Raw genomic sequence first — 16,812 nt, 5'->3', positions numbered from 1 at the left:
CTATCATTGTATAAACTGTAAAACCGTCTTTTTATTGCTTATGCGACAGGAATAATACCCCTTTGGCAATCAAAAAGAAAAGTACCAGCACGATGATGATAAAGGCGCCCGAAGGAACATTCAGGTAGTAGGAGAGAAGTAATCCGGAGATACACCCGGCGAAACCGATGCCGATGCTGCCGAAAATGACCTTGTTGAAGTTCTGCGTGAATAAGTTGGCTGTCATCTGTGGAATGGTCAGCAGGCTCATCAAGAGCATGATGCCGACCAGGCGGATGGATAGGACAATGGTTACGGCAATGAAGAACATCATGATCGACTCGATGGTTTTCACCGGCAATTGCTGTGTCTGGGCAAAGTCGCGGTCAAAAGCCGAATAGACGATCTCACGGAAAAACAGGATGAAGAGGACGGCCAGCAGTACCGAAAGGATCGCGATGGCATAGATGTCTCCCATAGAAATAGTAAGGATGTTTCCGAAAAGGTAAGCCGACAGATTGGGAGCGTAGCCGGGCGTCAGGAAAATAAAGAATACGCCGAGCGCCATCCCCAGCGACCAGACGGCTGCAATGGCCGAATCTTCCCGCACGTTCTGCGTTTTGCTCGCCCATTCCACGCCTAAGGCGGAGAGGATGGAAAAGACCAGTGCCATTCCGATCGGATTGACTCCCAGGTAAAAGCCCAGTCCCAGTCCGCCGAAAGAGGCGTGCGTAATTCCCCCGCTGATGAAGGCAAGGCGGCGCGCTACGATATAAGTGCCGATGATCCCACAGGAAATGGCCGTCAACAAGCTGCCGAATAAGGCGTTCTGGAAAAACGAATAATGGAGTAGTTCGATCATTCTTTTATTTATTTAATATGATTATCCGCATCGTGTCTTACGTGAAAAATCGAGTATACTGAATTAATATATTGAGTGCACTGATTTTTTCCAGGGATTTAAATACCTCTGCCGGGACATTATGCGGATAATTATTTTGTTTAATAAGCAGTCAACTTAAAACCGGCCCGTTCCAGACCTTGCCAGAAATGAGGATAGCTCTTACTGACCACTTCGGCGTGGGCTATCCGGAGGCCGGCCGGCCGTCTTAGTGCCACCGGGGCGAAAGCCATCGCCATCCGGTGATCTTCGTAGGTTGCGATCTCCGGATCAGTTTCCGGGGTACAGCGTTCACCGTTCCATTCCAAAATCCGGTCTTCCCGGTCGGTCAGGAGATAACCCAATTTTCTCAGTTCGTTTTGAAGCGCAGCCATGCGATCTGTTTCCTTGATCCGCAGGCTTTGCAGTCCGGTGAAACGGAAGGGAACGCCAAGCAAGGCGCAGGTAACGACTAACGTCTGCGCCAGATCCGGTGCATTCACAAAATCATACTCCAAGTGTTTGCTGCGGATTTCTTCCTTTTGCAAACGAACTCCTTCCGGAGTGAAAGCCGTATGGACGCCCAATTGGGCAAATAAATCGGTGACGACGGAATCCCCTTGCAAGCTGCAGGGCAGGAGACCACCCAAACGAAGGTCCGGTTTTTCCGATAAGGCTGCTATCTGATACCAATAGGAGGCGGAGCTCCAGTCGGATTCGACAGTATACGGCACCGGGCGGTATTCCTGTGGACGGACGGTCAGCGTAGCCCCTTCCCAAACGGTCTCTACGCCGAACTGCTTCATCAATTCGATCGTTAGCCGTATATAAGGTGCGGAGATCACTTCTCCGGTCAGGTGCAGCGTCAATCCTTTCTCCATCAAGGGGGCAATCATCAGCAGGGCGGAAATGTATTGGGAACTGACTCCTCCGGGCAGGGAAATCTCTCCTCCCTGCAAGGCGCTTCCGAAGATGTGCAGGGGAGGGAAGCCCTCTTTTTCCATGTATTCAATGCGGGCGCCCAGGCTGTTTAACGCTTCCACCAACAGTTTGATCGGGCGGTTCTTCATCCGCTCCGTCCCGGTGATGGTCCATTCGCCGACCACTTTCGACAAGAAGGCAGTCAGGAAACGCATGGCGGTGCCGGCAGCTTTGATATCGAAATTATGGTCATTGGAGTGCAATGCTTTCCAAAGGACTTCGGTGTCGTCGCAGTCCGACAGGTTTTGCACTTCATACGGGCTGTAAGCCAATGCATTCAGTATCAATACCCGGTTACAGATGCTTTTTGAAGCCGGTAACGGGATATTTCCCCCTACGGTCTTCCCCGCCTCAATCCTAAAGTTCACGTTCATAGTTCATCATTCATGTTATATACGTTCATCGTTCAAGCAAGAACGGCTTCTTCAAAGATCATCCCGCTTCCGAGGCAAAGCCGGTGATCCCGGTCGTAGACGACGGCAAACTGTCCCGGAGCAATGCCCTGGATCTTCTGCTCGCTGTCGATGCGGTAGAGGTCGCCGATACGCCGGATCCGCCCCTGCGTAAATTCCGGTGTGTGGCGAATCTTGAAGGTAATCTCTTTCGCGTCATCGAACTCTCCCCAGGGATCTTCCGTAATAAAATGGAATCCTTGCATCGGAATCACAGTACCGTATTGTGTTTCCGGATCGTATCCGTTGGAGACATAGATGATATTCTGCCGGATATCCTTCTTGATCACGAACCAGGGCCCTCCGCTCAGTCCCAATCCTTTGCGCTGCCCGATGGTATGAAACCAGTAGCCGTGATGCTTGCCGACCACTTTCCCGGTCTCCAATTCGATTATCGGTCCTTCCTGCCGTCCGAGATAGCGCTCGATAAAGTCATTGTAATTGATTTTACCGAGGAAGCAAATGCCCTGGCTATCTTTGCGCTGCGCGCTGGGCAGCTTTTGTGCGTTGGCAATGGCGCGCACTTCTTTCTTAGGCAGGTGCCCGATCGGAAACATTAACTTGGCGATTTGCAAGTTAGTGATCTGTCCCAGGAAATCCGTCTGGTCTTTCACTTTATCCTTGGCGGTGGAAAGCCAGGTCTTTCCGTTTATTTCCGTCGTCGTTGCATAATGTCCGGTCGCAATTTTATCGAAATCCTTTCCCCATTTATCCTCGAAACAACCGAATTTGATGTATTTGTTGCACATCATATCGGGGTTGGGCGTCAATCCCCGTTTCACGGACTCAATGGTATAGCTGACCACCTTCTCCCAGTATTCCTCATGGAGGGAAACTTCCTCGAAGCGGCATCCGTATTTCTTCGCGATGTAGGAGGTAATTTCGATGTCCTCCTCCGCCGGGCAATCGATATAGCCGTCCTTATCTTCCATTCCGATACGGATATAGAAGATAGTCGGGTCGTATCCCGCCTCTTTCAGTTGGTGTACCACCACCGAACTGTCGACGCCTCCGGAGACCAATGCTGCAATTTCCATGTTTTTAAAACCTTCCTCTAAATTTAGAATACAAAGGTAGGAATAATCCCCCGAATTTGCGTAGGGTCTTTAATGTATAACTATCCCGGGAGAGGATAACCGAGAGTCTATAAATATGGATACTCAATATTTAACTAAATGTAGGGCGCCTTTACCTTCTTACAGGTGCCCAAAAGTCATCGCTTATCCACCACTAAAAAATTGGTAACTATGAATGAACGCAGTCATAACTATGAACGAATGCAATCATAACTATGACTGCGCACAGTCATAGTTATGAGTTTTTGCAGGGTTTGGGGGCTTCCATTATCGCAAGGATAATCAACCTGTCTCGTAGAATTAATCGTTAGGCATCACATTGAGTAATCATTAAAAGGGAGTTTCGGATTCTATTTTTTAATAGACCGGTTTTTCAAGCCATGGGTGAAATTTGGATTGTCGCTGTCATAACGAAGGGGTAGGGTGGCGGAAAATCTTTATATTTGCAATGAGTAAGGATAAAAGCGATGGAGGAGAAGAAAAATAAAGAGAGGCAACACCTGACGGCACAGCGGGTTGCGGATTTGTTTCTTGATATCGGAACCTTTCTGCTGGCTTCGGGTGCACATAGCGGACGGTTGCAGACCAATCTCGGACGGATGGCGGAGACGTGGGGAATGAGGCTGCAAATCCATCCGACGTTCAAAGGGCTGTTGGTTAGCGTGCGCGATAAGGAAGATCCGCAAAATGCGGTGACTTGTTTCAAGACTTCACCGGCTCATTCCATTCATTTGGAAAATCTGACATTGGTTTCCCGGCTATCCTGGAAGGTTTGTGAGGAGAGGCTGCCGATCGATATGGCGGAAGAGGCCTTTGCCTCCATCAAAACGCAACCGCATTATTCGACTTGGCTCATTGCCATAGCCGTCGGCTGTTCCTGTTCGGGGCTCTGCCTCTTTGCCGGAGGCGATTTCCTTAGTGTCTTGGTGACTTTTATCGCCTCTTTCATGGGATACTTGGTTCAGGTGGAAGTGGTGCGCCGGCGGTATAATCCGATGCTGGCTATTACGATTGCCGCCTTCGTCACGACAATCGTCACCGGTTTGGGGACGCTGCTTCACCTGGGAGAACATCCGGAGGCTTCGATGGCGACTGCCGTTTTGTATTTGGTGCCGGGCGTTCCGTTGATAAATTGTGTCATCGACCTGATTGAAGGCTATCTGTCTTCTTCGATCAACCGGGCTTTGTTTGCCGGATTCATCTTGCTCTGTATTGCTGCCGGAATGACATTGAGTATAGGATTGATAGGGATCAGTAATTTTTGACGGACCATTCAAAGCAACTGAAAGATGGAAAATATAGTCTTATTGTTTTTACGGGATTTTGTTATCGCCTTTGTCGTCGGTTTCGGATGGGGAATCCTGTTCGGGACGCCGAGGCGAATTCTATGGATTGCCGGCCTACTGGGAGGGATGGGCCATAGCCTGCGCTTTCTCCTGATGCAGTTGGGGTTGGATATTATCCCGGCGACCCTGGCCGGCTCGGTGCTGATCGGTTTGACGGGGATTTATGTGGCTCACCGCGTAACGCATCCGCCGGTCGTTTTCACAATGCCGGCCTGCATCACTATGATTCCCGGGATGTACGCCTACCGTACGATGCTTGCGGGCATTAAGGTAACCGATCTCGCTACCGTCAGCCAAAAACCGGAACTCGTTTCGGAGATGATCCATAACCTGATGCTCACCTTATCCCTGCTTTTCACCCTGGCGATCGGCATCTGCATCGGCGCCCTGCTTTTCCGCCAGTCCAGCAGCAAATACATCTCTTTTAAGTGGAACATATTGAGACGTTCCTGAAGGTCCTAGTTACGTGTTAACATAGCTGAACAATAACTAATAAATACCATAAAGGGGGTATTTTTTCATTAAAAGAGAGCCTCTACTTTTGTTCCGGGAATAATTTAATCTAAACGGAACAAATATGACGAAAGCCAACAGGGATTTTATGGGATGCAAAAAGATTGTTTTCACTGTTTTAATATCTTTTCTTTTCTTCGGGACAGCCATAGCGCAACAGACGGTTATCGAAGGTGCAGTCGTTGATAAAGAAACGCAGGAACCCATTATCGGCGCGGGAGTGGTTATTAAATCCTCTAAAAGAGGTGCGAATACGGATTTGGACGGACATTTCAAACTTGCGGTCAACCAGGCGTTGCCGGTTACCCTCGTAGTTCGGTATGTCGGTTATCGCTCGGAAGAGATCGATGTGTATGACGCTTCGGAAGTTATAAAGATTGCGTTGATCGGGAATGCGAATCAGCTCAACGAGGTGGTTGTCTCCGCCCGGCGCCGGAAGGAGACCGTGCAGGAGGTTCCGATTCCCATTTCGGTGGTTAACGGAACTTTGGCGAATGAAGCGGGCGCTTTTAATGTAAACCGCCTGAAGGAAATGGTGCCGACCGTCCAATTGTATTCTTCCAATCCGCGAAATACGGGGCTTAGCATCCGGGGGCTGGGGACGACCTTCGGGCTGACAAACGACGGAATCGATCCGGGAGTCGGCTTCTATGTCGACGGCGTCTTTTATGCGCGGCCGGCGGCAACAACCATCGACTTTATTGATGTAGAGCAAATTGAAGTGCTTCGCGGCCCTCAGGGAACGCTTTTCGGGAAGAACACGACGGCCGGCGCTTTCAACGTTACGACACGTAAGCCCGCTTTTAAACCGTCCGCCACGTTCGAAAGTAGTTTCGGTAATTTAGGTTATATCCAGGCAAAGGCCTCCGTCACCGGGCCGTTGAGCAAGAATATTGCGGCAAGGGTTTCTTTCGTAGGAACCCAACGGGATGGAACCTTGTATAATGTGGCTACCCAGAAGCGGACAAACGACCTGAATAATTTGGGTATCAGCGGAAAAATTCTCTTCCAACCCTCGGAGAGGGTGGAAATTATTTTGGCGGCGGATGCTACGAGGCAGCGTCCGGACGGTTATGCACAGGTCTTTGCCGGTGTGGCGCCTACTTTAAGAGCCGATTACCGCCAGTTTGAAAAGATCATAGCCGACCTGGGGTATGATTTGCCGAGCCGTAATCCGTTCGACCGGGTGATCGACCATGATACGCCTTGGCAATCCTTTCAGGATTTGGGCGGCGCTTCGTTGAACCTGAATATCGGATTAGGCTCGGGGACGTTGACTTCGACTTCCGCTTGGCGTTACTGGAACTGGGATCCGTCGAACGATCGCGACTTTACCGGCTTGCAGGGACTTGCGCTTTCGCAGGCTCCGTCCAAACACAAACAATGGTCTCAGGAAGTACGCTGGTCGGGCATTTTCTCTTCGAAATTGAGCGGAGTGGTCGGGCTCTTTGCCTTTGCCCAGGATCTGAAAGCGGATCCGGCTCATACGGAAGAAGCCGGACGGGATCAATGGCGCTTCTCACAGAATACGACCAGCCCTCTGTGGGAAACTCCCGGTTTGTTCGATGGTTTCGGCATCAAGTCCTATCCTTCGCTGAAAACATTTAGCGGAGCGCTGTTCGGACAACTCGAATGGACAATCAATGACCATTGGAGCTTTCTTCCGGGTATTCGCCTGAACTATGATTATAAAGAAGTACATTTCCGGAGAGAGCCTTACGGGGGACTCGAAACAACTGATCCGGAACTCCTTGCCTTGAAGAAGGCGCTTTACAGTGCGCAGTCCTTCGATGAGGATGTGGATGATACAAACTTTTCCGGCCAGTTGACCCTCTCTTATTGGCCGGTACGGCCGGTTACCGCTTTTGCCACGTATGCCACGGGATTCAAACCGGTAGGGCTTAACCTGGGCGGATTGCCGAGTCTGGACGGAAGCCCGATGACCGAACTGGCCGTGATCAAGCCGGAGAAGGTGCATCATTATGAGGTTGGAGTGAAAACATCTCCTACCTCTTTTTCGACATTGAACCTGACGGTTTACCAGACAGATGTGAAGGATTACCAGACCCAGGTGCAGGCTGCCGATTTATCGGTTAACCGCGGGTATCTTGCCAATGCGGAGAAGGTACGTGTACGCGGTGTCGAGTTGGATGCCAATCTTGCCATTGGCGACTTTCTTTCTTTTTATGGAGCGCTGGCCTATACGGACGGGAAGTATGTGAAGTTTACTAATGCGCCTCCTCCACTGGAAGAAACCGGCGGTCCTACCTTTAAGGATATTTCAGGAGGAAGATTGCCCGGTATCTCCAAATGGGCCGGCTCTATCGGAGGCGAGGCTTCTGCTGCCGGACATTTGCTGGGGCAGGCGGGACGTTTCTTCATTGCCTTCGACACTTATACGCGTTCTTCTTTTTCGTCGAATCCGTCACCGTCCAAATATCTGGTCGTTCCCGGCTATGCATTGCTGAACGGACGCCTGGGATTCCGTACGTCGGAAAAGGCGTCTCTCTATATCTGGTCGCGGAACCTACTGGATAAGGATTACTTTGAGCAATTGTTACCCGGTGCAGGTAATGCAGGACATTACGCCGGCGTTTTGGGCGACCAGCGTACATTCGGAGCGACATTGAGGTATGCCTTCTAAAGGGGTTGCCCTATTCTTCCGGCAGGATAATATGGGTCGTATCCGCCCAGGCACCTCCGTCCTCAATGCTGATTTCAAAAGTATTTTCGGTGGTGCCGGGGGTATAGAGCGTTCCGGTATAACGGATCAGTTTGTTGGCGGCAATAGGCACTGCTTCTACTTTACGGTAATGCACCGTATCGCCGGTGGTGGTTAAAGCAGCTAGTTCCACCTGGTGGATGGTCTCCCCGTTTGGTACAAAAGTAAAGAAGGCGTGTATGTTTTTCACGCCTTTCTTTTTTTCTTCCGGAGTGAAGAGGTGGGAGAAGAGAGTCGCCGGTTCGGCTGCCGACGGGCCGTCAAGCAAATGGAAACGGTTATAAACGGGCGAGACGTTAATGGTAAAACGGCTGACCGATGGCGGGACGTCATCGATTGCTGCGAACTCTACCCGGCTGACGATCCGTTGCAATGTGATATCGATCGTCTGGTCTTCTTTTCCATCCACTTCAATCGCCTTTTTCAGAAAGAAGGCATCTCCCATTTGGTCGAATCGAAAGGCATTGTTCCCTTCCAGAAAAACTTTGGGAGAGGAATACGCCAGAAAACAGGCCGTGTAAGAACCGGCCTCAAGGCTATCATACAGGAAACTGCCGAAATCTTCCTCTCCCGTTTGTTGCTCTATCTTCCGAAGGGGAATGGTGTCTCCCGGTTTATACAAGGCATATTCCAGGGTATTATATAGTTCGTTTTCCGTAGATTCGTTTTCCACGGTAGGTTCGGGAATTGAATTTTCAGGCATCGACCTGGTTTGGAAAGGTAGTATTTCCGGAGACAGGCGTACACGGAATTGAATGGCGTGCAAAGCCGGTGTTATTTCTTCCGGAGAATCGTGTCGGCAGGAAAATAAAAGAATCGACAGGAACGATAAGTAGAGAACGTACTTTCTCATTTTGCATTAAGTATTTAAGGTTTCGGTTTGAATTGCTAAACTGAATTAGCCTTACAAAGGAAATGAAAACTTATCAAAAAAGAAAGACGAATGTTCCGAAAAAAGATTAGTTTTGAAAATTACTTATTTACGATGATTAAAAAACAAGTGAAATGAGAAGTTTTTTTAGTTGGAGCTTTTGCCTGGTCCTATTGATTTCAGGCTTTTCCGTGGAAGCGCAGAAGCCGGTTTTGAAGTTTAATGCCAATAAGGAGTTCAAGGTCGTCCAGTTTACCGATTTACATTTGAAATATCAGGATCCGGCTTCCGGGATAGCCTTTGAACGGGTCAATCAGGTGCTGGACATAGAAAAACCGGATCTGGTCGTTTTAACCGGTGATATTATTTACAGTAGGCCGGCAGTCGAAAATCTGCAAAGTATCCTGAAGGTACTGTCCGACCGGAAACAGCCTTTTTCGATCATATTCGGAAATCATGATGACGAGTTTGAGGCCAGCCGGGAAGAACTTTTCAAAGTGGCTGAGGCTTATCCGTATAATCTTTCGGAAGATAAATTTCCCGAACTCTCCGGCGTAGGTAATTATATTTTGCCGGTTCTTACTTCGGATGGGAAGAAGGAAGCGACGGTTCTTTATTTCTTCGACTCCCATGCGTATAATAAAATCGAAGGGGTCGGAAGTTATGATTATATCAAGTTTGACCAGATCCAGTGGTATCTGAACGAGAGTACGGCCTATACGAAGAAAAACGGAGGCGTCCCTTTTCCAGCGTTGGCATTCTTCCATATCCCCGTCCCGGAATACAGCTATGCCTATACGAAAGAAGATGCCCAGGTTTACGGCATTCATCGCGAAAGGGTCTGTTCTTCCAAACTGAACTCGGGACTGTTTACGGCGCTCAAACAGGCCGGCGACGTAATGGGAACATTCTGTGGACATGACCATGATAACGATTACGCAGTACTTTGCGAAAATATCCTTCTGGCTTATGGGCGGTATACCGGCGGGAATACCGTATATAACGACCTTCCGAACGGCGCCCGTATCATTGTTTTGCATGAGGGCAGCCGCACGTTCGATACCTGGATTCGCACGAAAGAAGGCGTTGAGCAACGCGTCCGTTATCCGGAAAGTTTTACGAAAAAGAAAGAGCCGTGATCCCTTACAAGCCGCAGGCAGAGAGAAAGATGTAAATGCCTGCCGCTAAGACGGCGCTTACCGGAATGGTCAGGATCCAGGCCCATAGCAAGTTCAATGTTACTCCCCAACGTACGGCGGAGAGGCGTTTGACGGCGCCGACTCCCATGATCGCACCGGTAATCGTATGGGTGGTGCTCACCGGTATCTTCAGGTATTCCGTTAAGAAGAGAGTCAATGCGCCGGCTGTTTCCGCACAGACACCCTCCAGGGGGGTCACTTTGGTGATCTTGGAGCCCATCGTCTTCACGATTCTCCATCCTCCCATCATGGTGCCCATACCGATGGCGGCAAAACAGGTGAACGGTACCCAATCCGGCACTTCGTTGACACTTCCGATCTGCCCGACCGAAATCATTGCCGTCGCAATAATCCCCATTACCTTCTGGGAATCGTTCAATCCGTGCCCCAAACTGAATAACCCTGAGGAAACCAACTGTAGCTTTTTAAAACTGTTTTCCGCTTTCCTTGCGTTCACTTTGCGGTAAGCCCACAACACCCCGATTGTGATAATAGCGGAGATCACCATTCCGATGATTGGCGCCAAGACGATGAACGCTGCGATTTTAATGATGACTGGGGCATGGATGGATCCGAACCCGGCGGCACAAATGGCGGCGCCCGCAAATCCTCCGATGAGGGTATGGGAAGAGGAGGAGGGGATGCCCAGCCTCCATGTCAGCAAGTTCCACAAGATGGCGGCAATCAATCCGGCGATGATAATCGGCAGGGTGATATATTCCCCGATAACGACCTTGGACACCGTATCGGCGATTCCGAATTCCCCTATGATATATTTAGCGACAAATAAAGCGAGAAAATTGAACGAGGCAGCCCAGAGAACGGCTTGGAAGGGTGTCAGGACATGAGTTGAAACAATCGTTGCAATCGAATTGGCCGCATCGTGAAAACCATTGATGAAATCAAATGCAACAGCGAGAACAATGACAACAAGAAGTAAAGTCGTAGCCTCCATCTTTAAGCGTATTTGACGAAAATGGTTTTTAAGACTTTACCCGTATTGTTTATTTTATTGGCCGTCTTTTCCAGACATTGGATAATTTCTTTTAGTTTGATCAGTTCTGTCGGATCCGTTTCCTTTTGGAACAAGTTCATGATGCCGTCCTCGTATATTCCATCCGCTTCTTCCTCAAGGCGTTTTATTTCCCGGTAATGTTGCTTGAACCGTAGATCCGTTTTCTTTATGCTTGCCAATTCGTTAACGCCTCCTTGTATTTCAATTGTTCCCTTATGAATAATTTCGGCTATTTTTATGGTACATGCCGGTAAGCTTTTGGGAAAATAAAGCAGGACTTTATGGGATGAGCGGAAGATCTCATCGTTGACATCATCCATTTCATCGGCCAACTTATTGATATCTTCCCGGTCAAACGGAGTAATAAACGTTTCGTTCAAGGCTTTAACAATCTGGTTGGTCACCCGGTCTCCCTTTATTTCTTCTTCTTTTATCAATCTTCCGAGTTCCTTCCTTTTTTCCAGGTCATCTGAATTTTTGAATAACTCCTCCAGATAAGCGGATGCTTGCAGCAAAGACGCCGCCGATTCATTCAATAAAGGAAAGAATATCACGTCTTTTGGCGAGAATAGGCTCAATAAAGAATTAATTTTCATTTGTTTATGTCTATTAGTTTATTTACATTGTTTCTATGGGAAAGAGCATCGCCTTGGTTAAAGCAGAGAGCTGTCCGTCGGGCGACTCGAATAATTCGAGTGCAAAAATAAGAAAAAACGGTTATATGTTTCGTTTATGTTTAGAACATGTTACGAAAAAGTTAAGATGATCTTGGGCGCCGGAATTTAGACCGTTCCACTGCTAAAATAAAAAGGCGTTGCAGCGTCAATATTTTTGATTTATTTTTTTTGACGGCATTTGAGGATTAATCTGCGTAAATTGAAAGCCACCTTCCCTCTGGCTTTCTTATCTTTGCTTTAATGATTAACCGTTCTTTCTTGCTCACATTTATTAGGTTGCTAAAATCTATACATTTAATAACCTATTGATGTGTTTGATGAAAGAAGATAAAAAAGCGAATGATGAAAAACAGAAAAAAAATCATTCATGGCAAGCTATTGACCCCATACCAAGAAATCGAAGATGGGGTAGTCTGCGTTGAAAATGGGAAAATCTGTGAAGTTGGGATAAATGATGTCAATTTTCCGGATGCTATAGTAATTGATGCGGGAGGCAACTATGTTTCGCCGGGTTTTATCGACTTGCATACCCATGGTGCCGGAGGAAGCGATTTTATGGATGGTACGGTGGAAGCTTACCTTCAAAGCGCCGAAACCCATGCCCGGCATGGTACCACCTCACTTTATCCTACGACTTTAACCTCTACGGAAGAGGAAATGTTCCGGGCGTTTGACGTTTATAAACAGGCAAACGCTTTAAATACAAAGGGCGCTTCCTTGTTAGGGCTTCATTTGGAAGGGCCCTATTTTTCCATGAACCAACGGGGAGCCCAGGATCCGAAATATATTCGTAATCCGGACCCCAAAGAATACCTTGCCGTATTAGGAGCAACTCATGATATTGCCCGATGGAGTTCGGCACCGGAATTGAAAGGAAGTAAGGCCTTTGCGGAAGCTTTGCTTTCCCATGGAATCTTACCTGCAATAGCTCATACAGATGCTATTTATGAAGAAGTACTTCCGGCTTTTGAATGGGGATATACCCATGTGACCCATTTGTATTCCGGTATGTCCGGAGTTACGCGTAAGAACGGATTTCGATATGCCGGAGTTATAGAATCCGCTTTTTTAATCGATGAGATGACCGTAGAAATTATTGCCGACGGCGCCCATCTTCCTCCCAGCTTACTACAATTGATCTACAAAATAAAAGGACCGGATAAAATTGCGCTGATAACAGATTCCATGCGTGCGGCCGGCATGCCTGAAGGGAAAAGTATTTTAGGAAGCCTGGATAAAGGACAGGAAGTTATTGTAGAAGATGGCGTTGCCAAATTATTAGACCGGACAGCTTTCGCGGGTAGTGTTGCTACAGCGGATCGTTTGGTTCGGACAATGCATTTTAAAGCCGGTATTCCACTATTGGAAACGGTGCGTATGATGACGCATACCCCGGCGCATATTATGGGAATAGAAGGGAGTAAAGGTTCATTAGTAGAGAATAAAGATGCCGATATTGTTATTTTTGATGAAAGGATCAATGTAAAAATGACGATGGTTAACGGCGATATAGTATATAAAATATAAAAAGAAGAGATGTCGTTAATTAAGTCTTTTAAGAAAGATCTGTTGCAAGTGAGAGTGTACGAATCACGTAAAGAAATGGGAGAGATGGCAGCAGGAGATGTCGCTGCGGCGATACGCGCCCTGTTGGATAGTAAAGAAGAGGTCAACATAGTGTTTGCTGCAGCACCTTCTCAAAATGAGTTTTTAGAAGCTCTTTCTAAAGAGAAAGGGATAGAATGGCAGCGGGTGAATGCGTTTCATATGGATGAATATGTAAATTTGCCGGAGGAAGCTCCACAGCGGTTCGGTAATTTTTTGAGAGAGCGTATTTTTAGCCGTTTACCATTCAAAACCGTGAATTATATTAACGGAAATAATCCGGATCAACAATTGGAATGCCAGCGATATACCCGATTGCTAAAGCAGCATCCTATTGATATAGTGTGCATGGGAATTGGGGAAAACGGTCATATTGCTTTTAATGATCCGCATGTTGCCAAAGAGAATGATCCGGAGTGGATTAAAGTAGTTGATTTGGAAAAAGTTTGCCGCCTTCAGCAAGTGAATGACGGATGTTTTGCCACTTTGGACGAGGTTCCGGCCTATGCCTTTACTTTGACCATACCGGCGTTGATGAGTGGAGAGAAGTTATTTTGCATAGTGCCGGGAAGAACGAAGGCATGGGCTGTATCTCATACGATCAACGATCCGATCTCAGAAGCTATTCCGGCAACATTCCTACGCAAGCATGAAAATGCCGCATTATATTTGGAACCCGATAGCGTGAAAGAATTTTCTCTGATATGCTAAATAATCAGCTTTAGGATCGTTTTCATCGGAAAAATAGGAAGAGTGGATGGACCCTATATAAATCTTTTAAAATCAAACAGTATAATGAGAACTACAAATATTATTATCTGCTTCCTACTTTTGGCATTCTCTCTTTCATCTTGTGTTTTAAAAACATCAGATGAACTGAAGAAGAATGAAATATGGGATAAACTGAAGGTTTATTTTTCTCCACCTATAGAATATCGTAATGTTTATGGAAATTATAGATCGCCTCTACTATTTGCCAATGGTAAAAAAGTAGAATCTGCCAGAGATTGGCAAAAGAGAAGGGACGAGATATTAAGTGATTGGACAAAAAAAATGGGAGAGTGGCCTCCATTATTGGAAAAATCTGAGTTAGAATTTCTTGATTCGATAAAAAGAGAGAATTTTAAACAATTTAAGATTCGTCTACGTTGGATGCCTAATGAGAATACTGAAGGATATTTGCTGATACCTGAAAATAAGGAGAAAATGCCAGCGGTAATAACTGTATATTACGAGCCTGAAACGAGTATAGGATATGGCAATAAACCTTTTCGCGATTATGCTTATCAATTAGCAAAAAGAGGTTTTGTTACTCTATCTTTGGGGACAGCTAAGGCAACGCAAGCTAAAATTTACTCTCTTTTTTATCCGTCGGTTGAAAATGCAACGATAGCACCACTTTCAACCTTAGCTTATGCTGCTGCAAATGCATGGTATGCTTTAGCAAAAATAGAGAAGGTCGATACTGCTCGTATTGGAATTATGGGACATTCTTTTGGAGGAAAATGGGCTATGTTTGCCTCATGCCTTTTCGATAAGTTTACATGTGCTGTTTGGTCTGATCCGGGTATCGTCTTTGACGAGTCCCGTGAATCCGTCAATTATTGGGAGCCTTATTATTTAGGGTACCAAACACCTCCATGGAGAAAGAGGGGGGTAATTACAGAAGAGAATCCGGCAACAGGATTGTATGTGGAATTAAGAAAAGAAGGATATGATTTGCATGAATTACATGCATTAATGGCCCCGCGTTCATTCTTAGTCTCCGGAGGATCTGAAGATCCTATCGAAAGGTGGGTCCCTCTGAATCATACCATAGCTGTAAACAAAGTGTTGGGATATAAAGATCGTGTAGGTATGACTAATAGGCCAACACATAGTGGAACATTAGAATCAAATGAACAGATATACCTGTTTTTTGAGTATTTTCTAAAATAGAAAGATGCATAAAAAAGCCGATCGATTAAAAACATTTTAATATATGATATTATGACAACCAGACGTAATTTCATCAAAAAAGCAGCATTGGGAACTGCGGCCATTTCATTTGGCGGCATTATTCCCGGTATGAGTGCAAAGAGTTATGCAAATGTAATCGGAGCAAATGACAAAATCCGGGTGGGTGCTATCGGCGTGAATTCGAGAGGGACGGCTGTATCTACAAATTTTGCCAAGCAGAAAGGGTGTGAGGTGATCTATATTTGTGATGTGGATTCGCGTGCAATTGGTAAATGTATAAACTCCATTGATCAGGCAGTAGGCTATAAACCAGAAGGAATAAAAGACCTGAGAAAAATGGTTGAGAAAAAAGATGTAGATGCAGTAATTATTGCAACACCAGATCATTGGCATGCGCCGGCTGCTTTGTTGGCCATGCAGGCCGGTAAAAATATCTACTTGGAAAAACCTTGCAGCTATGCTCCGGCAGAAGGAGAATTGCTAATGCAGGCAGCGAAGAAATACAACCGGGTTTTACAGATGGGGAATCAACGCCGTTCCTGGCCCAATGTGTGTGAAGGGATACAGGCTTTGAAAGAAGGAATCATAGGAAAGGTCTATTTTGGGAAATCCTGGTATACGAATAACCGGAAGCCGATCGGCATCGGGAAAGAAGTGCCAGTACCCGAATGGCTAGATTGGGAATTATGGCAGGGACCTGCTCCCCGGGTAGCTTATAAAGATAATATAATACATTACAATTGGCATTGGTTCTGGCATTGGGGAACCGGGGAAGCCTTGAACAATGGTACGCATATGATCGATATTCTGCGTTGGGGTATGGAGGTCGACTATCCTACTATGGTCAATTCGGCTGGTGGACGATATTTTGCAGAGGATGATTGGGAGACCCCAGATACGCAGATAATCAATATTGAATTCGGCAATAAATTTTCGATGTCATGGGAAGGGCGTAGTTGTAATGGCCGGACGATAGAAGGTAGCAGCGTAGGAAGTATGTTTTATGGAGAAAAAGGCAGTCTTTTGATCACAGGCAGTGATGGATATAAAATATTCGGATTGGATAATAAATTGATCAAAGAACAGAATAGCAAAATTCCTATTGATCCGCGTAACCTGATGAATCCGGCAGAGAAATTGGATGCTTTTCATATCCAAAACTTTTTTGATGCAATCCGAGAAGGAGAAAAATTGCATTCGGATATAGAATCGGGGCATAAAAGTACCTTGCTGATGCAGTTAGGAAATATTGCCCAGCGTGTAGGCCGTTCTCTACGGATTGATCCGACAAATGGTCATATTCTATCTGACCCGGAAGCCATGAAATTATGGAGCCGTGATTATGAGCCGGGTTGGGAAATGATAATATGAATATGATGCTGAATCAGAATATAGAAAAACTTGTAAACAAGAATGTCTCAATATTAATTGTTGAATATGCATGGAGAATGAATAATTCATAAGTTGATTTTTTTATTGGATCGTTAATGCTATTTTTATTTTACTATATAGTTGCTGTAGTTGTTTTCTCTTCTAT

14 protein-coding genes are annotated in these 16,812 nt (G+C 46.4%); 8 read left to right on the top strand and 6 right to left on the bottom strand.

Annotated features, from left to right (window positions below):
* Positions 1-31 precede the first annotated feature (31 nt).
* From BQ8014_RS16915 to mnmA, 3 genes are all read right to left on the bottom strand, one after another.
* Entirely contained in the window at positions 32-838 is an 807-nt protein-coding gene (locus BQ8014_RS16915; RefSeq protein WP_080906030.1) for a metal ABC transporter permease, read from the bottom strand.
* A gap of 143 nt (positions 839-981) precedes the next feature.
* The gene (locus tag BQ8014_RS16910) at positions 982-2,208 is read right to left on the bottom strand and encodes a 3-phosphoshikimate 1-carboxyvinyltransferase (protein WP_080906029.1); all 1,227 of its coding nucleotides are present in this window, start codon (positions 2,206-2,208) and stop codon (positions 982-984) included.
* Between the two features lie 38 nt (positions 2,209-2,246).
* Positions 2,247-3,329 (bottom strand): tRNA 2-thiouridine(34) synthase MnmA, encoded by a 1,083-nt coding sequence (gene mnmA / locus BQ8014_RS16905; RefSeq protein ID WP_080905380.1) that lies wholly within the window; start codon positions 3,327-3,329, stop codon positions 2,247-2,249.
* A 506-nt stretch (positions 3,330-3,835) separates the two neighbouring features.
* Here mnmA and BQ8014_RS16900 point away from each other — a divergent pair.
* The 3 genes from BQ8014_RS16900 to BQ8014_RS16890 all read left to right on the top strand — a co-directional run bounded on the left by BQ8014_RS16900 (position 3,836) and on the right by BQ8014_RS16890 (position 7,871).
* On the top strand, positions 3,836-4,633 hold the full coding sequence (locus BQ8014_RS16900; RefSeq protein ID WP_080905379.1) for a threonine/serine exporter family protein: 798 nt from the start codon (positions 3,836-3,838) through the stop codon (positions 4,631-4,633).
* A gap of 24 nt (positions 4,634-4,657) precedes the next feature.
* On the top strand, positions 4,658-5,167 hold the full coding sequence (locus BQ8014_RS16895; RefSeq protein WP_080905378.1) for a threonine/serine exporter family protein: 510 nt from the start codon (positions 4,658-4,660) through the stop codon (positions 5,165-5,167).
* Positions 5,168-5,291: 124 nt separating this feature from the next.
* On the top strand, positions 5,292-7,871 hold the full coding sequence (locus tag BQ8014_RS16890; RefSeq protein ID WP_200814423.1) for a TonB-dependent receptor: 2,580 nt from the start codon (positions 5,292-5,294) through the stop codon (positions 7,869-7,871).
* A 10-nt stretch (positions 7,872-7,881) separates the two neighbouring features.
* On the opposite strand, the gene BQ8014_RS16885 is transcribed toward BQ8014_RS16890, so the two are convergent.
* On the bottom strand, positions 7,882-8,802 hold the full coding sequence (locus BQ8014_RS16885; protein WP_139785147.1) for a hypothetical protein: 921 nt from the start codon (positions 8,800-8,802) through the stop codon (positions 7,882-7,884).
* A gap of 152 nt (positions 8,803-8,954) precedes the next feature.
* Between BQ8014_RS16885 and BQ8014_RS16880 the strand changes: the two genes are divergently transcribed.
* Entirely contained in the window at positions 8,955-9,959 is a 1,005-nt protein-coding gene (locus tag BQ8014_RS16880; protein WP_080905376.1) for a metallophosphoesterase family protein, read from the top strand.
* A 4-nt stretch (positions 9,960-9,963) separates the two neighbouring features.
* Here the strand turns inward: BQ8014_RS16880 and BQ8014_RS16875 are convergent, their stop codons facing one another.
* Positions 9,964-10,974 carry an inorganic phosphate transporter gene (locus BQ8014_RS16875; protein WP_080905375.1) on the bottom strand — a complete coding sequence of 337 codons (1,011 nt, stop codon included), beginning with the start codon at positions 10,972-10,974 and terminating at the stop codon, positions 9,964-9,966.
* Between the two features lie 2 nt (positions 10,975-10,976).
* Entirely contained in the window at positions 10,977-11,630 is a 654-nt protein-coding gene (locus BQ8014_RS16870) for a DUF47 domain-containing protein (RefSeq protein WP_080905374.1), read from the bottom strand.
* A 423-nt stretch (positions 11,631-12,053) separates the two neighbouring features.
* Here BQ8014_RS16870 and nagA point away from each other — a divergent pair, with 423 nt between their 5' ends.
* The 4 genes from nagA to BQ8014_RS16850 all read left to right on the top strand — a co-directional run bounded on the left by nagA (position 12,054) and on the right by BQ8014_RS16850 (position 16,646).
* The gene (gene nagA, locus BQ8014_RS16865) at positions 12,054-13,238 is read left to right on the top strand and encodes an N-acetylglucosamine-6-phosphate deacetylase (protein ID WP_080906027.1); all 1,185 of its coding nucleotides are present in this window, start codon (positions 12,054-12,056) and stop codon (positions 13,236-13,238) included.
* Positions 13,239-13,247: 9 nt separating this feature from the next.
* On the top strand, positions 13,248-14,027 hold the full coding sequence (locus BQ8014_RS16860) for a glucosamine-6-phosphate deaminase (RefSeq protein ID WP_080905373.1): 780 nt from the start codon (positions 13,248-13,250) through the stop codon (positions 14,025-14,027).
* 84 nt (positions 14,028-14,111) lie between these two features.
* Positions 14,112-15,254, top strand: a complete 1,143-nt coding sequence (locus BQ8014_RS16855) for a dienelactone hydrolase family protein (RefSeq protein ID WP_080905372.1) — start codon at positions 14,112-14,114, stop codon at positions 15,252-15,254.
* Positions 15,255-15,305: 51 nt separating this feature from the next.
* A complete protein-coding gene (locus BQ8014_RS16850) occupies positions 15,306-16,646 on the top strand; it encodes a Gfo/Idh/MocA family protein (RefSeq protein ID WP_080905371.1) in 1,341 nt (446 codons plus the stop codon).
* Positions 16,647-16,812 lie beyond the last annotated feature (166 nt).

The sequence above is a fragment of the Parabacteroides sp. Marseille-P3160 genome, from assembly GCF_900162725.1.
GTDB lineage: Bacteria > Bacteroidota > Bacteroidia > Bacteroidales > Tannerellaceae > Marseille-P3160.
This window is presented reverse-complemented; position numbering and strand designations above follow the sequence as displayed.